The organism is Micromonospora sp. NPDC049836 (genome assembly GCF_044465125.1).
Taxonomy (GTDB): domain Bacteria; phylum Actinomycetota; class Actinomycetes; order Mycobacteriales; family Micromonosporaceae; genus Micromonospora.
Map to the genome: position 1 here is coordinate 15100 of NZ_JBITLH010000007.1, position 17252 is coordinate 32351.

The following is a 17252-nucleotide window of genomic DNA, read 5'->3' on the forward strand; positions in this document are numbered from 1 at the left end:
GCCCTCGGCCGGCGTACCGGTGGAGCCGGGCACCGCGCGGATCGCCGTTGACCTCCTCGGCGGGGACGAGGCTCCCGCCGTCGTGGTTGACGGCGCTCTGCGAGCAGTGCGCACCGACCCTGACCTGCATCTGCTGCTCGTCGGACCGACCGAGGTCGCCGACGGGCTGATCGGTGCGCTCGACCCGGAGCAGCGTGCCCGGGTCACCGTCCGCCCGGTGCGGACCGTGGTCGGCATGGCCGACCATCCCACCGCCGCGCGCGCGGAGAGCACCGTCCGCGTGGCGGTCAGCGCCGTCCGCGACGGCGTCGCCGACGCGCTCGTCTCCGCCGGCTCGACCGGCGCCACCGTCACCGCCGCCGCGCTCGGTCTCGGCCGCTGGAGCGGGGTACGCCGGCCGGCCCTGGTCGCCACCCTGCCCGCCGTCGCCGGCCCGGTGGTGCTGCTGGACGTGGGCGGCACCCTGGAACCCGGCCCCGCCACCCTCGCCCGGCACGCCGTGCTCGGCGCCGCGTACGCCGCCGTGGCGCACGCCGTGGCCGCACCCCGGATCGGGCTGCTCTCCGTGGGCACCGAGGCCGGCAAGGGGGACCGGCTGCGCCGTTCCGCCGATCACGCGCTGGCCGCCGTCGCGCTGCCCTGCGGCGCCCGCTACGTCGGCCTCGTCGAGGGCTACGACATCGCCGTCGGCACCCGCGCCGACGTCGTGGTCACCGACGGCTTCACCGGCAACGTGCTGCTCAAGGCCATCGAGGGCGCGTACGCGATGGCCGGCGGGCCCCCGGCGAGCGGTGGCGCCCCGCGCGCGGCCGCCCTGCTCGGGGTCGCCGGCACCGTGGTCGTCTGCCACGGGGCGGCCCGACCCGACGACGTCGCCTCCGGCATCGCCCTCGCCGCCCACCTGTGGCGGCGCGGCGCCGCCGGCACGGTCGCCGGCCTGCTCGACGCGATTCCGCACGATCCCGCACCTGACCGCAACGACACCGAGGTAGCACCATGACCAACGACAAGCGGCGACGCGCACCCGTCGGCCACCTGGAGGCGGCCTTCGGCGTGTCGCTCGACCCGGAGCTGCTGGAGCGGGCGCTGACCCACCGCTCCTACGCGTACGAGAACGGCGGCCTGCCCACCAACGAGCGGTTGGAGTTCCTGGGCGACTCGGTCCTCGGCGTGGTGATCACCACGGCGCTCTTCCACAACCACCCGGACCTGCCCGAGGGGCAGCTCGCCAAGCTGCGCGCCAGCGTGGTCAACATGCGGGCGCTCGCCGACGTGGCCCGCGGCCTCGGCCCGGACGGGCTGGGCGCGTACCTGCTGCTGGGCAAGGGCGAGGAGGCCACCGGCGGCCGGGACAAGGCCAGCATCCTGGCGGACACCCTGGAGGCGCTGCTGGGCGCGATCTACCTCCAGTACGGGCTGGACACCGCGGCCCTGGTGATCCACCGGCTCTTCGACCCGTTGATGGCCGAGTCCGCCGGGCGGGGCGCCGCGCTGGACTGGAAGACCAGCCTCCAGGAGCTGACCGCGGCGCTCGGGTTGGGCGTGCCGGAGTACCGGATCGAGGGCACCGGCCCGGATCACCTGAAGACCTTCACGGCCTGGGTGGTGGTGGCCGGCAACCGGTACGGCGGCGCCGACGGGCGCAGCAAGAAGGAGGCCGAGCAGCGGGCCGCCGAGTCGGCCTGGCGGACGCTGACCGAGCAGGCCGAGGCGGCGGCCGCCGTCGACCCGGTCGCGGCGGCGGGCGACCCCGCCGAGACGGGCGCCGGCCGTGCCTGAGCTGCCCGAGGTCGAGACCATCCGGCAGGGGCTGGTCCAGTGGGTCGTCGGCCGGCGGATCACCGCCGTCGAGGTGCGCCACCCCCGGGCGGTCCGCCGGCACGAGCCGGGCGGTCAGCACTTCGCCGACGTGCTGACCGGCCGGACGGTCACCGACGTCCGGCGCCGGGGCAAGTACCTGTGGCTGCCGCTGGACAGCGGTGACGCCATCATCGGGCACCTGGGCATGTCCGGCCAGCTGCTGCTCCGGCCGGTCGGCGCGGCCGACGAGCTGCACCTGCGGGTCCGGTTCCGGTTCGCCGACGACGGCACGGAGCTCCGCTTCGTCGACCAGCGCACGTTCGGTGGGCTGTCCGTCTCCGAGGGCGGGGCGGAACTGCCGGCCGAGATCGCGCACATCGCCCGGGACCCCAGGGACCCGGAGTTCTCCGACGCCGGTTTCGTGGCGGCGCTGCGCAAGCGGCGGACCGAGGTGAAGCGGGCGCTGCTCGACCAGACGTTGATCTCCGGCGTCGGCAACATCTACGCCGACGAGGCGCTCTGGCGGGCCCGGCTGCACGGCGCCCGGCCGACCGACGCGCTCACCGGCCCGGCGGCCGTCCGGCTGCTCGGGCACATCCGGGACGTGCTCGACGAGGCGGTCAAGCAGGGCGGCACCAGCTTCGACGAGCTGTACGTCAACGTCAACGGCGAGAGCGGCTACTTCGACCGGTCGCTCAACGCGTACGGCCGGGAGGGGGAGCCGTGCCCCCGGTGCGGGACGCCGATCCGCCGCGAGGCGTTCATGAACCGGTCGTCCTACAGTTGCCCGCGCTGCCAGCCCCGACCCCGGGGTGCCCTCCGGGGATGACCCCGAGCCGGCTCGGGGTTGCGCCGGTGTGCTGCGCCCGGCGCCGCCCGGCGGGTTCCCCGGTCGTACCCTGAAAGTCCCGTTCTGTCCGGGTGGCCGGGCCGGTTCCGGCCGACCGGGCGGCGTTGCGCCGGATGGGGGACGAGCCGGGGCCGTTCCCCGATGTCCGGGCGCCGCCCGCTGCCTAGCGTCAGCAGACGTCGGCACTGGGCCGACGTCTGGAGGGGGAACCCGGATATGGGCAGGCGACCGATGACCGTGCGGTTGGCACGGTGGAGCGCGGAGCACCCGTGGCGGGCCATCGCACTGTGGGTGGTCTTCGTGGCGGTGTGCTTCGTCGGCGGCAACGCCGCAGGGCTGAGCGAGGCGACCGACTCTGACCAGGCCATCGGCGAGTTCGGCCGGGCCGAGCTGATCGTGGACAGCGGGGGCTTCCACGAGCCGGCCGTGGAGAACGTCCTCATCACGCCCCGCTCGGGGGCGCTCGACCCGGCCGCGGCGAAGGCGGCCGCTGACGACGCGACCGCGCGGCTGCGGCAGGTCGCGGGGGTCGCCTCGGTCGGCGCGCCGCTGCCGTCCCACGACGGCAGCGCGCTGCTGGTGCCGATCACCATGGCCGGCGACCCGGAGACCGCGTCCGACCGGGTGCAGCCGCTGCGCGACGCCACCGCCGAGGTGCAGGAGGCGCACCCGGCGCTGCGCGTCGAGGAGGTCGGCGGCCCGTCGATCGACAAGGCGCTCGACGACACCCTCGGCAAGGACTTCAAGCGGGCCGAGCTGCTCAGCCTGCCGGTCACCCTGGCCATCCTGATCATCGCGTTCGGCGCGCTGATCGCGGCCGGCGTGCCGGTGCTGCTGGCGCTCTCCTCGGTGGCCGCGGCGATGGGGCTCTCCACGCTCGCCTCGCACCTGGTGCCCGCCACCGACACCACGGCCAGCGTGATCCTGCTGATCGGCATGGCGGTCGGGGTGGACTACTCGCTGTTCTACGTCCGCCGGGAGCGGGAGGAACGGGCCAAGGGCCGGTCCGGCCTGGACGCGGTGGAGATCGCCGCGGAGACCTCCGGGCACGCGGTGGTGGTCTCCGGCACCGCCGTGATCATCTCGATGGGCGGCCTGCTGCTCGCCCAGGACGCCATCTTCTCGTCGCTGGCGGTCGGGTCGATCCTGGTGGTGGCGGTCGCGGTGATCGGTTCGCTGACCGTGCTGCCGGCGCTGCTGGCCAAGCTGGGCCGCTGGGTGGACCGGCCCCGGGTGCCGCTGCTGTGGCGGCTCACCGCCCCGCGTACCGGGCGGCACGGCCAGCCGGCCGGGCCCCGCTTCTGGCCGGCCGTGCTCCGGCCCGCGCTGCGCGCGCCGGTGGCCACCCTGCTGGTCTCGGTCGCCCTGCTGCTCGCGCTGGCCGCGCCGGCGCTCGGCATGAAGCTCAAGTTCCCCGGCGCGGAGGACGTGCCGCGCACCACCGCCGCCATGCAGGCGTACGACCGGCTCACCGCCGCGTACCCCAGCAACGGCACCAGCCACACGGTGGCCGTGCGGGCGCCCGCCGACCAGGCCGACCGGGTGCACGCCGCGCTGACCGGCCTGGCCGGCCGGACCGCCACCGACCCGCTCTTCGCGCCGGCCGAGGGGGACGGCCCGAAGATCAAGGTGTCGGCCGACCGCCGGGTGTCGGTGCTGGACGTGGCCACCCCGTACGGCAGCCGCAGCGAGCAGGCGTCCCGGTCGTTGCACGAACTGCGCCAGGACCTGGTGCCGGCCGCGCTGCGCGGCATCCCGGGCGTCGAGTACGCGGTCGGCGGTGGCGTCGCGGCCAGCGAGGACTACGCGGACCACATCTGGGCGAAGCTGCCCATCGTGGCGGCGTTCGTGCTGGCGCTGACGTTCCTCGTGATGGCCTGGACGTTCCGGTCGGTGGTGGTCGCGGTCACCTCGATCCTGCTGAACCTGCTCTCCGCCGGCGCCGCGTACGGGCTGCTGGTGCTGGTCTTCCAGGGCGACTGGGCGGAGGGCCTGCTCGGTTTCACCTCGATGGACGCGATCGTCACCTGGCTGCCGCTGTTCCTGTTCGTGGTGCTGTTCGGGCTGTCGATGGACTACCACGTCTTCGTGGTCAGCCGGATCCGTGAGGCGGTCGACCGGGGCATGCCCACCCGGGAGGCGGTCGCGTACGGGATCACCTCCTCGGCGGGGGTGGTGACCAGCGCGGCGGTCGTGATGGTCGGGGTCTTCTCGATCTTCGCGACGCTCAGCATGATCGATTTCAAGCAGCTCGGCATCGGCCTGGCGGCGGCGATCCTGCTGGACGCCACGATCATCCGGGCCGTGGTGCTGCCCTCGCTGATGACCCTGCTGGGCGACGCCAACTGGTGGGCCCCGCGCTTCCTGCGCCGGCGCGCGGCGGTCACCCCGCCGGCCGACCCGCCGACTCCGGCGCCGGAACTGGTCGGCGCGCACTGAGCCGCCGGTGGGCCGGGCCGCGAACGCGGCCCGGCCCACCGGGCCTCGGCCCGGTCCGCGGCAGGTCGTGGTGTCCGCAGGACCGGAGGCCACGGTGCTCCGCAACCGGTGTCGATCGGGTCGCCCCGCCGGCCCGGTGACCGGGGCGTCACGGGCAGGATTAACCGGCGCGGCAGCGGGGCATCTGGGCCGCCATGGACGAACAGCTCACGCCGGCGGCTCCTCGTCGCGCCCCGGCCTTCGCCGCCCCCGGGAGCGCGTCATGAGCACCGACGTGCGCACCGGCACCGTACGGACCAACGTCCCGGCCCGCCTGGACCGGCTGCCGTGGTCCCGCTGGCACTGGATGATCGTGATCGGCCTCGGCACGGTGTGGATCCTCGACGGCCTCGAGGTGACCATCGTCGGCAACCTCTCCGGCAAGCTGGCCGAGCCGGGCAGCGGCCTGGACATCACCCAGAGCCAGGTCACCGGCCTGGCCGCCGCGCTCTACGTGGCGGGCGCCTGCACCGGTGCGCTCTTCTTCGGCTGGCTGACCGACCGGTTCGGGCGCAAGAAGCTGTTCCTGCTGACCCTCGGGCTCTACCTGGTCGCCACCGCGCTCACCGCGCTCTCCTTCGACACCTGGTGGTTCTTCCTGTTCCGGTTCCTGACCGGCATGGGCATCGGCGGCGAGTACGCGGCGATCAACTCGGCCATCGACGAGCTGATCCCGGCGCGGCACCGCGGCCGGATCGACATCATCATCAACGGCACCTTCTGGCTCGGCGCGGCGCTCGGCGCGCTGCTGACCGTACCGCTGCTCAACGGCCTGCCGACCAACCTCGGCTGGCGGGTGGCGTTCGGGCTGGGCGCGGTGCTGGGCGTGGTGATCCTGCTGGTCCGGCGGCACGTGCCGGAGAGTCCCCGGTGGTTGTTCATCCACGGGCGCGCCGACGAGGCGAACCATCTCGTCGACTCGGTGGAGGCCGAGGTGAAGCGGGAGACCGGCGCGGAGCTCACCGAGGCGGACAACTGGATCGAGGTCCGCCAGCGCCGGAGCACCAACTTCGTGGAGATCGCCCGGACCCTCTTCGCCCGCTACCCCAAGCGCGCCGCGCTCGGCTTCTCGCTCTTCATCGGGCAGGCGTTCCTCTACAACGCGATCACCTTCGGCTTCGCCCAGATCCTGCAGACCTACTTCGACGTGCCGACCGGCAACACCGGCTACTACTTCGCGGTGATCGCGGTCGGTAACCTGCTCGGCCCGCTGCTGCTGGGCCGGCTCTTCGACTCGGTCGGCCGGGTGCCGATGATCGCCGGCTCGTACCTCGGCTCGGGCGTGCTGCTGCTCGGCACCGCCTGGCTGTTCCACGCCGGGGTGCTCAACGCGGTGACCATGACCGCCTGCTGGTGCGCGGTGCTCTTCTTCGCCTCGGCCGGCGCCAGCGCCGCGTACCTGACGGTGAGCGAGATCTTCCCGATGGAGACCCGGGCCATGGCCATCGCGTTCTTCTACGCGATCGGCACCGCCGCCGGTGGCATCACCGGCCCGCTGCTCTTCGCCAAGCTGGTCGGCAGCGGCCAGGTCGGCGACACGGTGCTCGCGTTCGCCATCGGCGCCTCGGTGATGATCATCGGCGGCCTGGTCGAGCTGGTGCTCGGCGTCCGGGCCGAGGGGAGGTCGCTGGAGGACCTGGCCACCCCGCTCAGCGCCGAACACGCCGGCGTCCCGGCGCAGCGCGGCGGCGGGGCCGGCACCCCGGCCCCGGCCACCGGCACCGCCGGCTGACCGCAGCACCCCGACGCCGCCCCCGTCCACCCGGGCCGGGGCGGCGTCACCTTTTTCCGGGGTACGCGACCCGGGCCGGCTCAGGGGAGGGGGCAGGGGTCGCGCCAGGCGTCGAGGGTGCGGTCCTTGCGGATGGAGGCGAAGCCGTAGCCGACCGTGGTGACGCAGAACGTTGCCGGGTCGCCGGCGTACTCGACGTGGAAGACCGGTTTCCGGGTGTCGGCGAAGGGCAGCAGCTTCGCGCACTCCCGCCGCCGTACGCACTCCTGGTTGACGGCGAAGTCGAAGTCGGGGGCGAGCGCGGCGACCTGCGGCACGTCGTCGACCAGCCCGGGGGAGAGGTCGAGCGAGCGGGCCAGCCGGGCCAGCCGCCGGTTGAACAGCAACTGGTCGTCGAAGGCGAGCGGGAAGCCGGTCCGGTGCAGGTACCCGTCGGCGTCGTCGAAGGCGACCGCGCCGAAGCCCTTGCCCCGGCACAGCCGGAACCGGTCGGCCAGCACCGGGCTCACCGTGTCCCACCGGCGTACGTCCAGCCAGCGGCTGCCCGGCCGGCCCGGCACCGGGGCGCCGCGCACCCCGGCCGGGAGGCGGCTGGCGTCCGGGTCGGTGGCCGCGGCCGAGCCGACCCGCACCTGGCAGACCAGCCGGCGGTCCCGGGCGCGCAGCGCGGCCGTCTCGGTGGAGGTGGTACGGACCGGGTCGAGCAGGAAGACGTCCGCCTCGACGGTGACGTCCAGCGGGCCGGTGAGCTGCCACTGCCACTGCCAGGTGCGGGCCATCGCGGCCGGCCACGGGGTGGGCGCGCCGGGCGGCACCACCGGTTCGCGGCAGCCGGGCAGCGGGCCGAGCAGCAGCAGGGTGAGCGCCACGGTCAGCCCACGGCGTAGCCCGCGGGGGAGGGCGTGGGCGTGCGCCGTGGGCCAGGCCGGCCGGATCCGCATCGACAGCTCCCGGGTCGCGGGCGGCACCCCGCCGCCCCTGCCGGTACGCCGGCCGACCCGGTGGTGCCGGGCCCGGCGGAGCGGTCAGCCGACCCTGGCGTACCTCACCCGGTCAACGAGCGCGGACCCGGTCACGACGCGCGGCTCAGGCCGGGTCGCCGAAGTCCTGCGTCCAGTACGGCCCGTTGCTCCGCGCCACGCCCACGCCGATCTCGGTGTACGCGCAGTTCAGGATGTTCTTCCGGTGGTCGGTGCTGTTCATCCACGCGGTCATCACCTCGGCGGGACTCTGCTGGTTCCACGCCACGTTCTCGGCCGCCTGGCTGAAGGCGTAGCCGACCCGCTTGAGCCGGACGCCCAGCGTGCTGCCGTCGCTGCCGTCGTGCGTCATCGTCTTGTGGTCGGCCTGGTCCTGGCTGTGCCGCTGGGCGGCCAGCATCAGCTTGTCGTCGATGCTCAGCGCCTTGCAGCCGGCCTTGGCCCGCTCCTGGTTGACCAGGTCGACGACCTCCCGCAGTTCGGCGCTGATCCCGGGCGCCACCGCGGCCCGCGGGGCGGTGGTGCGCGGCGTGGGCGTACGCGCCAACTGCCGGGACGCGGCCGTGGTCCGGCTGGGCTTCGGGGTGGCGGTCCGGGTCGGGCTCGGCCGCGCGCTGGTCGGGGCGGCGGTGGGGGAGGCCGCGTCGGTGGGCGCGGCGTCGGTGGCCCCCGGCTCGGCCGGTGCGGTGGCCGGCACGTCCTGGGCGGTCGGGGCGGTCCGCTCGCCGCCGCCGGGCAGCAGCAGGGCGCTCACGCCGAGGCTCACCACGAGGGTGGCCGCGGCGGCGGCCCCACCGATCACCAGGGGGCGGGGCAGGCCGCGGCGCTGCCGGTGCCGGCCGCTCTCCTCCGGCGGCGCGTCCGTCACCGGACGCCAGCCGGCGGTCGGCTCCTGGTCGGCGCGCCAGGCCGGCTCGAACGGCGCCGCGAGGTGGTCGCCCGTCCGCGAACCGTCCGGGTGGTAGCCGGCGGGCTCGGCGGTCGGGTGGTAGCCGGCGGGCTCGGCCGTGCGGTGGTAGCCGGCGGGTTCGGCGGTCGGGTGGTAGCCGGCGGGCTCGGCGGTGCGGTGGTGGCCGGGCTCGGCGGTCGGGTGGTGGGCGGTTGGCTCGGTGGCCGGGTCGAAGCCGCCGCGGGTGACCGGAGAGGTGTAGCCGGTCCGGTCGGGGGTCGGGGCGTAGCCGGTCCACTCCGGCTCGGCGGGCGGTTCGGCCGGATGCCGGTCGGCCCGGGCGGGCCACCCGCCGGCGGGCCAGCCGCCGGTCGGCGCGTCGGACGGGTACGGGCCGGGCTGCTCCGGCTCGTCGCCGAAGAGGTAGGACGACCGCGGCTCGGGCCGGTCCGTGAGCCACGCCGGCCCGTCCTGGGTCGGCGGCTCGGGGCGTCGGGCGACGCCATCCGGTTCGGTCGGGTCGGTCCTGCGGTACACGCCGGTCCCCTCCACGGGTCGGTTGCGGGCCCGGCTGACGCTACGGGCGCGCCATGAGCTGCGGCAACCTGGCTAAGAGAGAGTTAAGGGGATGCGGACCGCGAGGGTGAGGCGTTCACACATTTCCGGGCGTACAGTTAAGTCGTCCGGACAGAGCGTGTCCGCGCCTTCTGGCAGCCCCCCGGGAGTGGACCGGCCGACGTGGAGATGATCTACGGCGTTCGGGAACTTGACGAGAGAGGGGGGTGCGGCCCAATATATAGGTGTCGCCAGTCGCGCCCAGCCATGCCCGGATTTCGCCGGGGTGGCAGCCGCGAACACCATGGGCGCGCGTTGGCCGGCCATTCCGGCAGCGCATATCAAGGAGTCAGCATGGCGAAGGCCCTCTACGGCCACGTAGGTGCAGCGCCCGATCGGCGCCTGCTCGACGAGGTCACCCGACTGCGTGCCAGGGTTCAGGCACTGGAGTTCGAGATCACGCGTCTGCGTGCCGACAACGATCGGCTCGCGGCGGCGGCGGCGGAGGCGGATGACCTCCTCCGACTGGCCGAGCCGGCGCTGACCTGATCTCTGAACGTCGGAAAAACTGAATAGCACCACTGCGAAAACGCGCGCCGACACCCAGTGCCGGCGCGCAGCTTTGTGCCCGGCTTTTTGTTTTGTGAGCCGTCCTCCGCGATCCCACGGATGCCCCGGAATTGCGCCCCGGTAATTATGATCATGCAGTTTCCCGGCGGCCACCCCACCGGCCGGCGGGAATCCGGACACTCCCGGCGCGGGGTGGGTCGCGTAACGAGGTGTCCCCGACCACGGGTTAGTCTGCGGGTTCACCAGGTCCGCGCAGCCGGCGACGGTTCGGCGGCCACCGGACGAGGATCGAGAAGGTGCATCTCAAGAGCCTGACGGTGAAGGGCTTCAAGTCCTTCGCCTCCGCCACGACGTTGAAGCTGGAGCCCGGGATCACCTGCGTGGTGGGCCCGAACGGCTCCGGCAAGTCCAACGTCGTCGACGCGATCGCCTGGGTGCTCGGCGAGCAGGGCGCCAAGGCGCTGCGCGGCGGCAAGATGGAGGACGTCATCTTCGCCGGCACCGCCGGGCGGGCGCCGCTGGGCCGGGCCGAGGTCACCCTCACCATCGACAACACCGACGGCGCGCTGCCGATCGAGTACACCGAGGTCTCCATCACCCGCCGGATGTTCCGCTCCGGCGAGAGCGAGTACGAGATCAACGGCGACTCCTGCCGGCTGCTGGACATCCAGGAGCTGCTCTCGGACTCCGGCATCGGCCGGGAGATGCACATCATCGTCGGGCAGGGCCGCCTCGACGGCATGCTGCACGCCAAGCCGGAGGACCGGCGGGCGTTCATCGAGGAGGCGGCCGGCGTCCTCAAGCACCGCAAGCGCAAGGAGAAGGCGCTGCGGAAGCTCGACGCGATGCAGACCAACCTCAACCGGCTCACCGACCTCACCGCGGAGCTGCGCCGCCAGCTCAAGCCGCTGGGCCGGCAGGCCGAGGTGGCCCGCCGCGCCGCCGCCATCCAGGCCAACCTGCGCGACGCCCGGCTGCGGCTGCTCGCCGACGACCTGCACACCCTGCGTACCACCCTGGACAAGGAGATCGCCGACGAGACGGCGCTGCGCGAGCGGCGCGAGCAGATCGAGGCGGAACACGGCGAGGTGCAGGGCCGCCTCGGCGAGCTGGAGGCCGCCCTCGCCGAGGACGCGCCGCTGCTCGCCGCCGCGCAGGACACCTGGTACAAGCTCTCCGCGCTGCAGGAGCGGTTCCGCTCGATCGAGCAGCTCGCCCGGGAACGGCTGCGCCACCTCAGCGCCAGCGGGGACGACGAGCGCCCCGGCCGCGACCCGGAGCAGCTCGAGGCCGAGTCCCAGCGGGTCCGCGAGCAGGAGGAGGAGCTGCGCGCGGCGCTCACCGAGGACCAGATCCGGCTGGCCGAGGCGGTCGAGTACCGCCAGGAGCTGGAACGGCAGCTCGCCGCCGCCGAACGGGAGCTGGTCGCCGCCGCCAAGGCCATCGCCGACCGGCGGGAGGGGTTGGCCCGGCTGACCGGCCAGGTCAACTCGGCCCGGGCCCGGACCACCAGCGCCGGCGAGGAGATCGAGCGGCTCGCCGCCGCGCACACCGACGCGCTGGCCCGGGCCGAGCGGGCGCAGGCCGACCTGGACGCGGTCGCCGAGCAGTCCACCGAGGCGGACCGGGACAACGCCGACCTGGACGCCCGGCACGCCGAGGCCGTCGCCGTGCACGAGCAGGCGCAGGCCGCCGTCCGCAGCCTCTCCGACGCCGAGCGGACCGCCGAGAAGGACGCGGCCACCTGGAAGGCCCGCGAGGAGGCGCTCGCGCTCGGCCTGCGCCGCAAGGACGGCGCCGGGGCCCTGCTGGCCAAGGCCGACCAGGTCCCCGGCCTGCTGGGCAGTCTCGCCGGGCTGCTCACCGTCGCGCCCGGCCACGAGCCGGCGCTGGCCGCGGCGCTCGGCGGGCTCGCCGACGCGGTCGCGGTCACCGGGGTCGACGAGGCCGTCGAGGCGATGCGGCTGCTCAAGATCTCCGACGCCGGGCGGGCCGGGCTGCTGGTCGGCAGCCCTGCCGGGCCCGGCATGGCGGGTCCGGCCGACGCGCTGCGCCCGAAGCTGCCCGACGGCGCGCAGTGGGCGCCGGACCTGGTGGAGTGCGCCGCGGAGATCCGCCCGGCGGTGCACCGGGCGCTGCGCGACGTGGTGCTGGTGCCCGACCTGGCCGCCGCGGCCGAGCTGGTCGGCGGCAACCCGGAGCTGCGCGCGGTGACCCCGGACGGCGACGTGGTCGGCGCGTACGCGGCGGCCGGCGGGTCGGCCAAGGCACCCAGCTTCATCGAGGTGCAGGCGGCCGTCGAGGAGGCCCGGGCGAACCGGGCCGCCGCCGAGCGGAGCAGCGCGGAGCTGCGCGACCAGCTCATCGAGGCGCGCGCCGAGGTGGCGGTCGCGAAGGAGGCCGTGCAGCACGCCGCCGCCGCCAAACGGGAGGCGGAGAGCCACCGCAACGCCGCCGCCCGCCGGCTCGCCGAGCTGGGCGCGGCCGCCCGGTCGGCCAAGGCGGAGACCGACCGGCTCGGCGAGTCCCGGGCCCGCGCCGAGGCGGCCCGGGAACGCGACCTGCAGGCCCTCGCCGAACTGGAGGAGCGGCTGCGGCTGGCCGAGGCCACCCCGCTCGACGCCGAGCCGTCCACCGAGGAACGCGACCAGCTCGCCGCCATGGTGCCGCAGGCCCGGCAGAACGAGATGGAGGTCCGGCTCGCGGTGCGTACCGCCGAGGAGCGGGTCTCCTCGATCGCCGGTCGGGCCGACTCGCTGGCCCGGCAGGCGAACGCCGAGCGGGCCGCGCGGGAGCGCGCGGCCGCCCGGCGCGCCGCCCGCACCCGGGGCGCGGAGATCGCGAGGGCGGTGGTCGGCGGCGCCCGCGAGGCGCTGGCCCGGCTCACCGTCTCCCTGGCCCGGGCCGAGGAGCACCGGGACGCCGTGGCCCGCGAGCGCGCCGCCCGCGAGGCCGAGCTCTCCGAGGTACGCGGCGCGGCCAAGCGGCTCGGCGCCGAACTGGAGCGGCTGACCAGCCAGGTGCACCGGGACGAGGTGGCCCGCGCCGAGCAGCGGCTGCGCATCGAGCAGTTGGAGGCCAAGGCCGCCGAGGACTTCGGTCTGGACGTGGAGACGCTGGTCGCCGAGTACGGTCCGGACCAGCTCGTCCCGCCCACCCAGGCGGAGCTGGCGCTGGCGGAGAAGGAGGGCGCGCCGGTGCCCGAGCCGGTCCGCTACGAGCGGCCGGTGCAGGAGAAGCGGGCCGCCAAGGCGGAACGGGAGCTGGCCCTGCTGGGCAAGGTCAACCCGCTGGCCCTGGAGGAGTTCGCCGCGCTGGAGGAGCGCTACAAGTTCCTCTCCGAGCAGCTGGAGGACCTCAAGGCCACCCGGCGGGACCTGCTCACCGTGGTCAAGGACGTGGACGACCGGATCCTGGAGGTCTTCGCCAGCGCGTTCGCCGACACCGCCCGCGAGTTCGAGCAGGTCTTCACGGTGCTCTTCCCCGGCGGCGAGGGGCGGCTGGTGCTCACCGACCCGGAGGACCTGCTCACCACCGGCGTCGAGGTCGAGGCCCGGCCGCCGGGCAAGAAGATCAAGCGGCTGTCGCTGCTCTCCGGCGGCGAGCGGTCGCTGACCGCGGTGGCCATGTTGGTGGCGATCTTCCGCGCCCGACCCAGCCCGTTCTACATCATGGACGAGGTGGAGGCGGCCCTCGACGACGTCAACCTGGGGCGCCTGATCACGCTGCTGGCGCAGCTGCGGGAGAAGAGCCAGCTCATCGTGATCACGCACCAGAAGCGGACCATGGAGATCGCCGACGCGCTCTACGGCGTGACCATGCGCAGCGGCGTGACCCAGGTGATCAGCCAGCGGCTCAACCGGGCCGGGAACGACGGGCAGGAGAACGACGAGTGAGTCGCGAACGCGCGACGGCGCTGCTAATCGACTTCGACGGCGTGCTGCGGCGCTGGGACCCGACGGTGGCGGCCGGGGTCGAGCGGGAGTACGGCCTGACCGAGGGGGTCCTCGGTGAGATCGCCATGTCCTGGGGGCTGCTCCAGCCGGTGCTCACCGGCAAGGTCAGCCACGACCAGTGGATGGCCAGCGTGGCCGACGCGCTGACCCCGACGCTCGGCGACCCGGAGCGGGCCCGGGCGGCGGTCCAGCGGTGGCAGCGCTACCGCGGCGAGGTCGACCCGGAGGTGCTGGCGTTCGTCCGCGAGGTGCGGGCGGACGGCGTACGGGTCGGGCTGGGCACCAACGCCACCGACATGCTCGACGCCGACCTGGCCGCGCTGGGTCTCGCCGACGAGCTGGACGTGGTGGTCAACTCCTCGGCCATCGGGGTGCACAAGCCGGCGAAGGAGTACTTCCAGGCGGCCTGCGTGGCGCTGGAGACCCCGCCGGCGCGGGTGCTCTTCGTCGACGACGAGGACCGGGCCGTGGCCGGTGCCCGGGCGGCCGGGCTCTCCGCGCACCGCTGGAGCGGCCCGGGCGACCTGCGCTACCTGCGGGCGGCGCTGGCGTCGGCCTGAGGCCGGGCTCGCCGGTTGCGGCAGAACGGCGTCCCGTCCGAGGATGACCATGATCTGCCGCAACCGGGGTCGATCAGGGGCCTTCAGGAGCCGGTGACGCCGTCGATCCGCTCGCGGATCAGGTCGGCGTGGCCGTTGTGCCGGGCGTACTCCTCGATCATGTGGACGTAGACCCAGCGGAGGCTGATCTCGTTGCTGCTGCCGTCGCGGCGGGGGTGCCGGAAGGTGTGCTCCAGCGGCAGGCCGGCGGCCGCCCGGTCGGCCGCGGCGACCTCGGCCCGGTAGGTGGCGAAGGTCTCCTCGGGGTCGGCGTCCGCGACGGCGTTCAGATCGGCGTCGGGGTCCTCGTCGTCGTCGTACAGGCCGGGGATGTCCTCGCCCGCGGACCGGATCCGGAACCACCACCGCTCGACGTCGGCCATGTGCCGGACCAGGCCGAGCAGGGTCAGCCCGGACGGCGGCACGCTGGCGGTCCGCAGTTGCTCGGCGGTCAGGCCGGCGCACTTGAGCAGCAGGGTGTCGCGGTGGTTGTCGAGCCAGCCTTGCAGCATGGTGCGCTCGTCGGCGACGAACGGCTCGTGGCGGCGGTCGATCTCGGGTGCTCTCCAGGTCATCCCGGGATGGTAGGAGGGGCCCCCGGTGTCGCGCGAGGCGTTAACCGGGGGCCCTCCGTGCGCGCGGCGCGGCACGACGCGCTCAGCGCACGACGCGCTCAGCGCGGCACGACGCGCTCAGGGCACCACGACGACGGGCCAGCGGCCGGTGCGGACCAGCCGGGTGGCCACCGAGCCGACCAGCCGGTGGCCGGCCTGCTCGGACGAGCCGACCACCACGAGGTCGGCCCGGTGCTCGTCGGCGGCCCGGGCCAGCTCCGCGTAGGCGTCGCCGCGCCGGCACAGGAAGGTCACCGGCAGGCCCAGCTCCTCGGCGCCGCGCCGGCACTCCTCGCGCAGCTCCGCGGCCAGCTCGTCCTGGGTCTGCTGGACCGCCCCGGCCACCACCCCGGAGATGATCGCGGTGTACGGCGGGGGCGAGCTGACGAAGACGACCACCAGGGCGGCGCCCTGCCGGCGGGCCAGCCCGGCCGCGTACGCGGCGGCGCGCAGCGAGGTGCGGCTGCCGTCGACGCCGACCAGCACCACCCGGGGCCCGTCCGTGCCGCGCTCGAACGGCAGCAGCCGGGCCTCCGGGCCGTACCTCTCGCGCTCGGGTGCGTTCACCGGGTCAGCCCCGCGCGCCCGTGGGGAGCACCGGGGCGTCGGTGGACGCCCGCTCGACCTCGGTGGCGACCGGGTCGCCGTTGTGCCGGCGCAGCGGCACCTCCTTGATGAACAGCACCGCGATCAGGGCGATCAGCCCGAACGGGGCGGCGGCCAGGAAGATGTCCCCGGCGCCGTGCCCGTACGCGGCCTCGACGACCGCGCGGATCGGGGCGGGCAGGGTGTGCACGTTCGGCAGGGTACCGCCGCTGCCCGAGCTGGACGCCGGGATGCCGAGACCGGCCAGCCCGTCCGCCAGGTAGTCCTTGACCTTGTGGCCGAGGATCGCGCCGAGCGCGCTGACGCCGACCGCGCCGCCGAGGCTGCGGAAGAACGCCACCACCGAGCTGGCCGCGCCGAGCTCGTGCGGGCCGACGGTGTTCTGCACGGCGAGGACCAGGTTCTGCATGGTCATGCCCAGGCCGAGGCCGATCAGCGCCATGAACACGGCGAGCCGCCAGTACGGCGTGTCCGCGCGCATCGTGCCCATCAGCGCGAAGCCGACCGTGAGCAGGGCCGAGCCGGCGACCAGGTAGCGCTTCCAGCGGCCGGTGTTGCTGATGATCCGGCCGACCACGGTCGAGGCGACCAGCAGGCCGCCGATCATCGGCAGGGTCATCAGGCCGGACATGGTGGGGCTCTCGCCGCGGCTGATCTGGAAGTACTGGCCCAGGAAGACCGAGGCGCCGAACATGCCCACGCCGACCGCGATGCTGGCGACCACGGCGAGGGTGATGGTGCGGTTGCGGAACAGGCGCGGCGGGATCATCGGCTCGCTGGCCCGGCTCTCCACCCGGAGGGCGAGCGCGCCGAGCAGCACCGCGCCGACCACCAGGACGCCGCTCTGCCAGGACAGCCAGGCGTACCGGTCGCCGGCCAGGGTGACCCAGATCAGCAGCATCGAGACGGCCGCGGTGATCAGGGTGGCGCCCCACCAGTCGATCTTCACTGCCCGCTTGACCACGGGCAGGTGCAGGGTCTTCTGGAGCACGATCAGGGCGAGGACGGCGAACGGCACGCCCACGTAGAAGCACCAGCGCCAGCCGAGCCAGTCGGTGTCGACGATGACGCCACCGATCAGCGGGCCGCCGATGGTGCCCACGGCCATCACGGCGCCGAGGTAGCCGCTGTACCGGCCGCGCTCGCGCGGGGCGATCATCGTCGCCATGATCACCTGGGCCAGCGCGGTGAGGCCGCCCGCGCCGACGCCCTGCACCACCCGGCAGGCGATCAGCTCGCCGGTGGACTGGGCCTGCCCGGCGAGCACCGAGCCCAGCACGAAGACCACCAGAGCGAGCTGGACCAGGATCTTCTTGCTGGTCAGGTCCGCGAGCTTGCCCCAGATCGGGGTGGTGGCGGTGGTCGCCAGGAGCGTCGAGGTGACCACCCAGGTGTACGCCGACTGGCTGCCGTGCAGGTCGGTGATGATCCGCGGCAGCGCGTTGGAGACGACCGTGGAGGAGAGGATCGCGACGAACATGCCCAGCAGCAGGCCGGAGAGGGCCTCCAGGATCTGCCGGTGGGACATGCCGACGGCGGTCGCCCGGGTGGGCGCTGTCGCCTGCGTCATCGTGGATTGCCTCCGGAGAGAAGACGGCGGAAGGTTGACTCGGGCAACCGTAT

The 17252-nt window shown here is 74.4% G+C and carries 13 protein-coding genes; 8 read left to right on the plus strand and 5 right to left on the minus strand.

What is annotated here, in order from left to right; translation table 11 throughout:
• The first annotated feature begins 19 nt into the window (after positions 1-19).
• From ACIBPB_RS19635 to ACIBPB_RS19655, 5 genes are all read left to right on the plus strand, one after another.
• Complete coding sequence (locus ACIBPB_RS19635; protein ID WP_396840991.1) at positions 20-1000, plus strand: phosphate acyltransferase PlsX; 981 nt, start codon at positions 20-22, stop codon at positions 998-1000.
• The gene (gene rnc / locus ACIBPB_RS19640) at positions 997-1779 is read left to right on the plus strand and encodes a ribonuclease III (RefSeq protein ID WP_396840992.1); all 783 of its coding nucleotides are present in this window, start codon (positions 997-999) and stop codon (positions 1777-1779) included. The genes ACIBPB_RS19635 and rnc overlap by 4 nt, the downstream gene beginning before the upstream one ends.
• Positions 1772-2629 (plus strand): bifunctional DNA-formamidopyrimidine glycosylase/DNA-(apurinic or apyrimidinic site) lyase, encoded by an 858-nt coding sequence (mutM, locus tag ACIBPB_RS19645; protein ID WP_396840993.1) that lies wholly within the window; start codon positions 1772-1774, stop codon positions 2627-2629. Before rnc ends, mutM begins: the two co-directional genes overlap by 8 nt.
• Positions 2630-2866: 237 nt before the next feature.
• A complete protein-coding gene (locus ACIBPB_RS19650; RefSeq protein ID WP_357326272.1) occupies positions 2867-5089 on the plus strand; it encodes an MMPL family transporter in 2223 nt (740 codons plus the stop codon).
• Positions 5090-5351: 262 nt separating this feature from the next.
• Positions 5352-6860: an MFS transporter gene (locus ACIBPB_RS19655; protein ID WP_396840994.1), complete on the plus strand. Its 1509-nt coding sequence runs from the start codon at positions 5352-5354 to the stop codon at positions 6858-6860.
• A gap of 80 nt (positions 6861-6940) precedes the next feature.
• Here the strand turns inward: ACIBPB_RS19655 and ACIBPB_RS19660 are convergent, their stop codons facing one another.
• On the minus strand, positions 6941-7801 hold the full coding sequence (locus tag ACIBPB_RS19660; RefSeq protein WP_396840995.1) for an endo alpha-1,4 polygalactosaminidase: 861 nt from the start codon (positions 7799-7801) through the stop codon (positions 6941-6943).
• A gap of 145 nt (positions 7802-7946) precedes the next feature.
• The gene (locus tag ACIBPB_RS19665; RefSeq protein WP_396840996.1) at positions 7947-9266 is read right to left on the minus strand and encodes a CAP domain-containing protein; all 1320 of its coding nucleotides are present in this window, start codon (positions 9264-9266) and stop codon (positions 7947-7949) included.
• 372 nt (positions 9267-9638) lie between these two features.
• Here ACIBPB_RS19665 and ACIBPB_RS19670 point away from each other — a divergent pair, with 372 nt between their 5' ends.
• The 3 genes from ACIBPB_RS19670 to ACIBPB_RS19680 all read left to right on the plus strand — a co-directional run bounded on the left by ACIBPB_RS19670 (position 9639) and on the right by ACIBPB_RS19680 (position 14370).
• Positions 9639-9833: a hypothetical protein gene (locus tag ACIBPB_RS19670; protein WP_007456482.1), complete on the plus strand. Its 195-nt coding sequence runs from the start codon at positions 9639-9641 to the stop codon at positions 9831-9833.
• Between the two features lie 317 nt (positions 9834-10150).
• A complete protein-coding gene (gene smc / locus ACIBPB_RS19675; protein WP_396840997.1) occupies positions 10151-13750 on the plus strand; it encodes a chromosome segregation protein SMC in 3600 nt (1199 codons plus the stop codon).
• On the plus strand, positions 13747-14370 hold the full coding sequence (locus ACIBPB_RS19680) for an HAD family hydrolase (protein WP_396840998.1): 624 nt from the start codon (positions 13747-13749) through the stop codon (positions 14368-14370). The genes smc and ACIBPB_RS19680 overlap by 4 nt, the downstream gene beginning before the upstream one ends.
• 83 nt (positions 14371-14453) lie before the next feature.
• On the opposite strand, the gene ACIBPB_RS19685 is transcribed toward ACIBPB_RS19680, so the two are convergent.
• The 3 genes from ACIBPB_RS19685 to ACIBPB_RS19695 all read right to left on the minus strand — a co-directional run bounded on the left by ACIBPB_RS19685 (position 14454) and on the right by ACIBPB_RS19695 (position 17199).
• Complete coding sequence (locus tag ACIBPB_RS19685; protein WP_396840999.1) at positions 14454-14984, minus strand: DinB family protein; 531 nt, start codon at positions 14982-14984, stop codon at positions 14454-14456.
• A gap of 117 nt (positions 14985-15101) precedes the next feature.
• The gene (locus tag ACIBPB_RS19690; RefSeq protein WP_046569562.1) at positions 15102-15590 is read right to left on the minus strand and encodes a universal stress protein; all 489 of its coding nucleotides are present in this window, start codon (positions 15588-15590) and stop codon (positions 15102-15104) included.
• Between the two features lie 4 nt (positions 15591-15594).
• Entirely contained in the window at positions 15595-17199 is a 1605-nt protein-coding gene (locus ACIBPB_RS19695; protein WP_396841000.1) for an MDR family MFS transporter, read from the minus strand.
• Positions 17200-17252 lie beyond the last annotated feature (53 nt).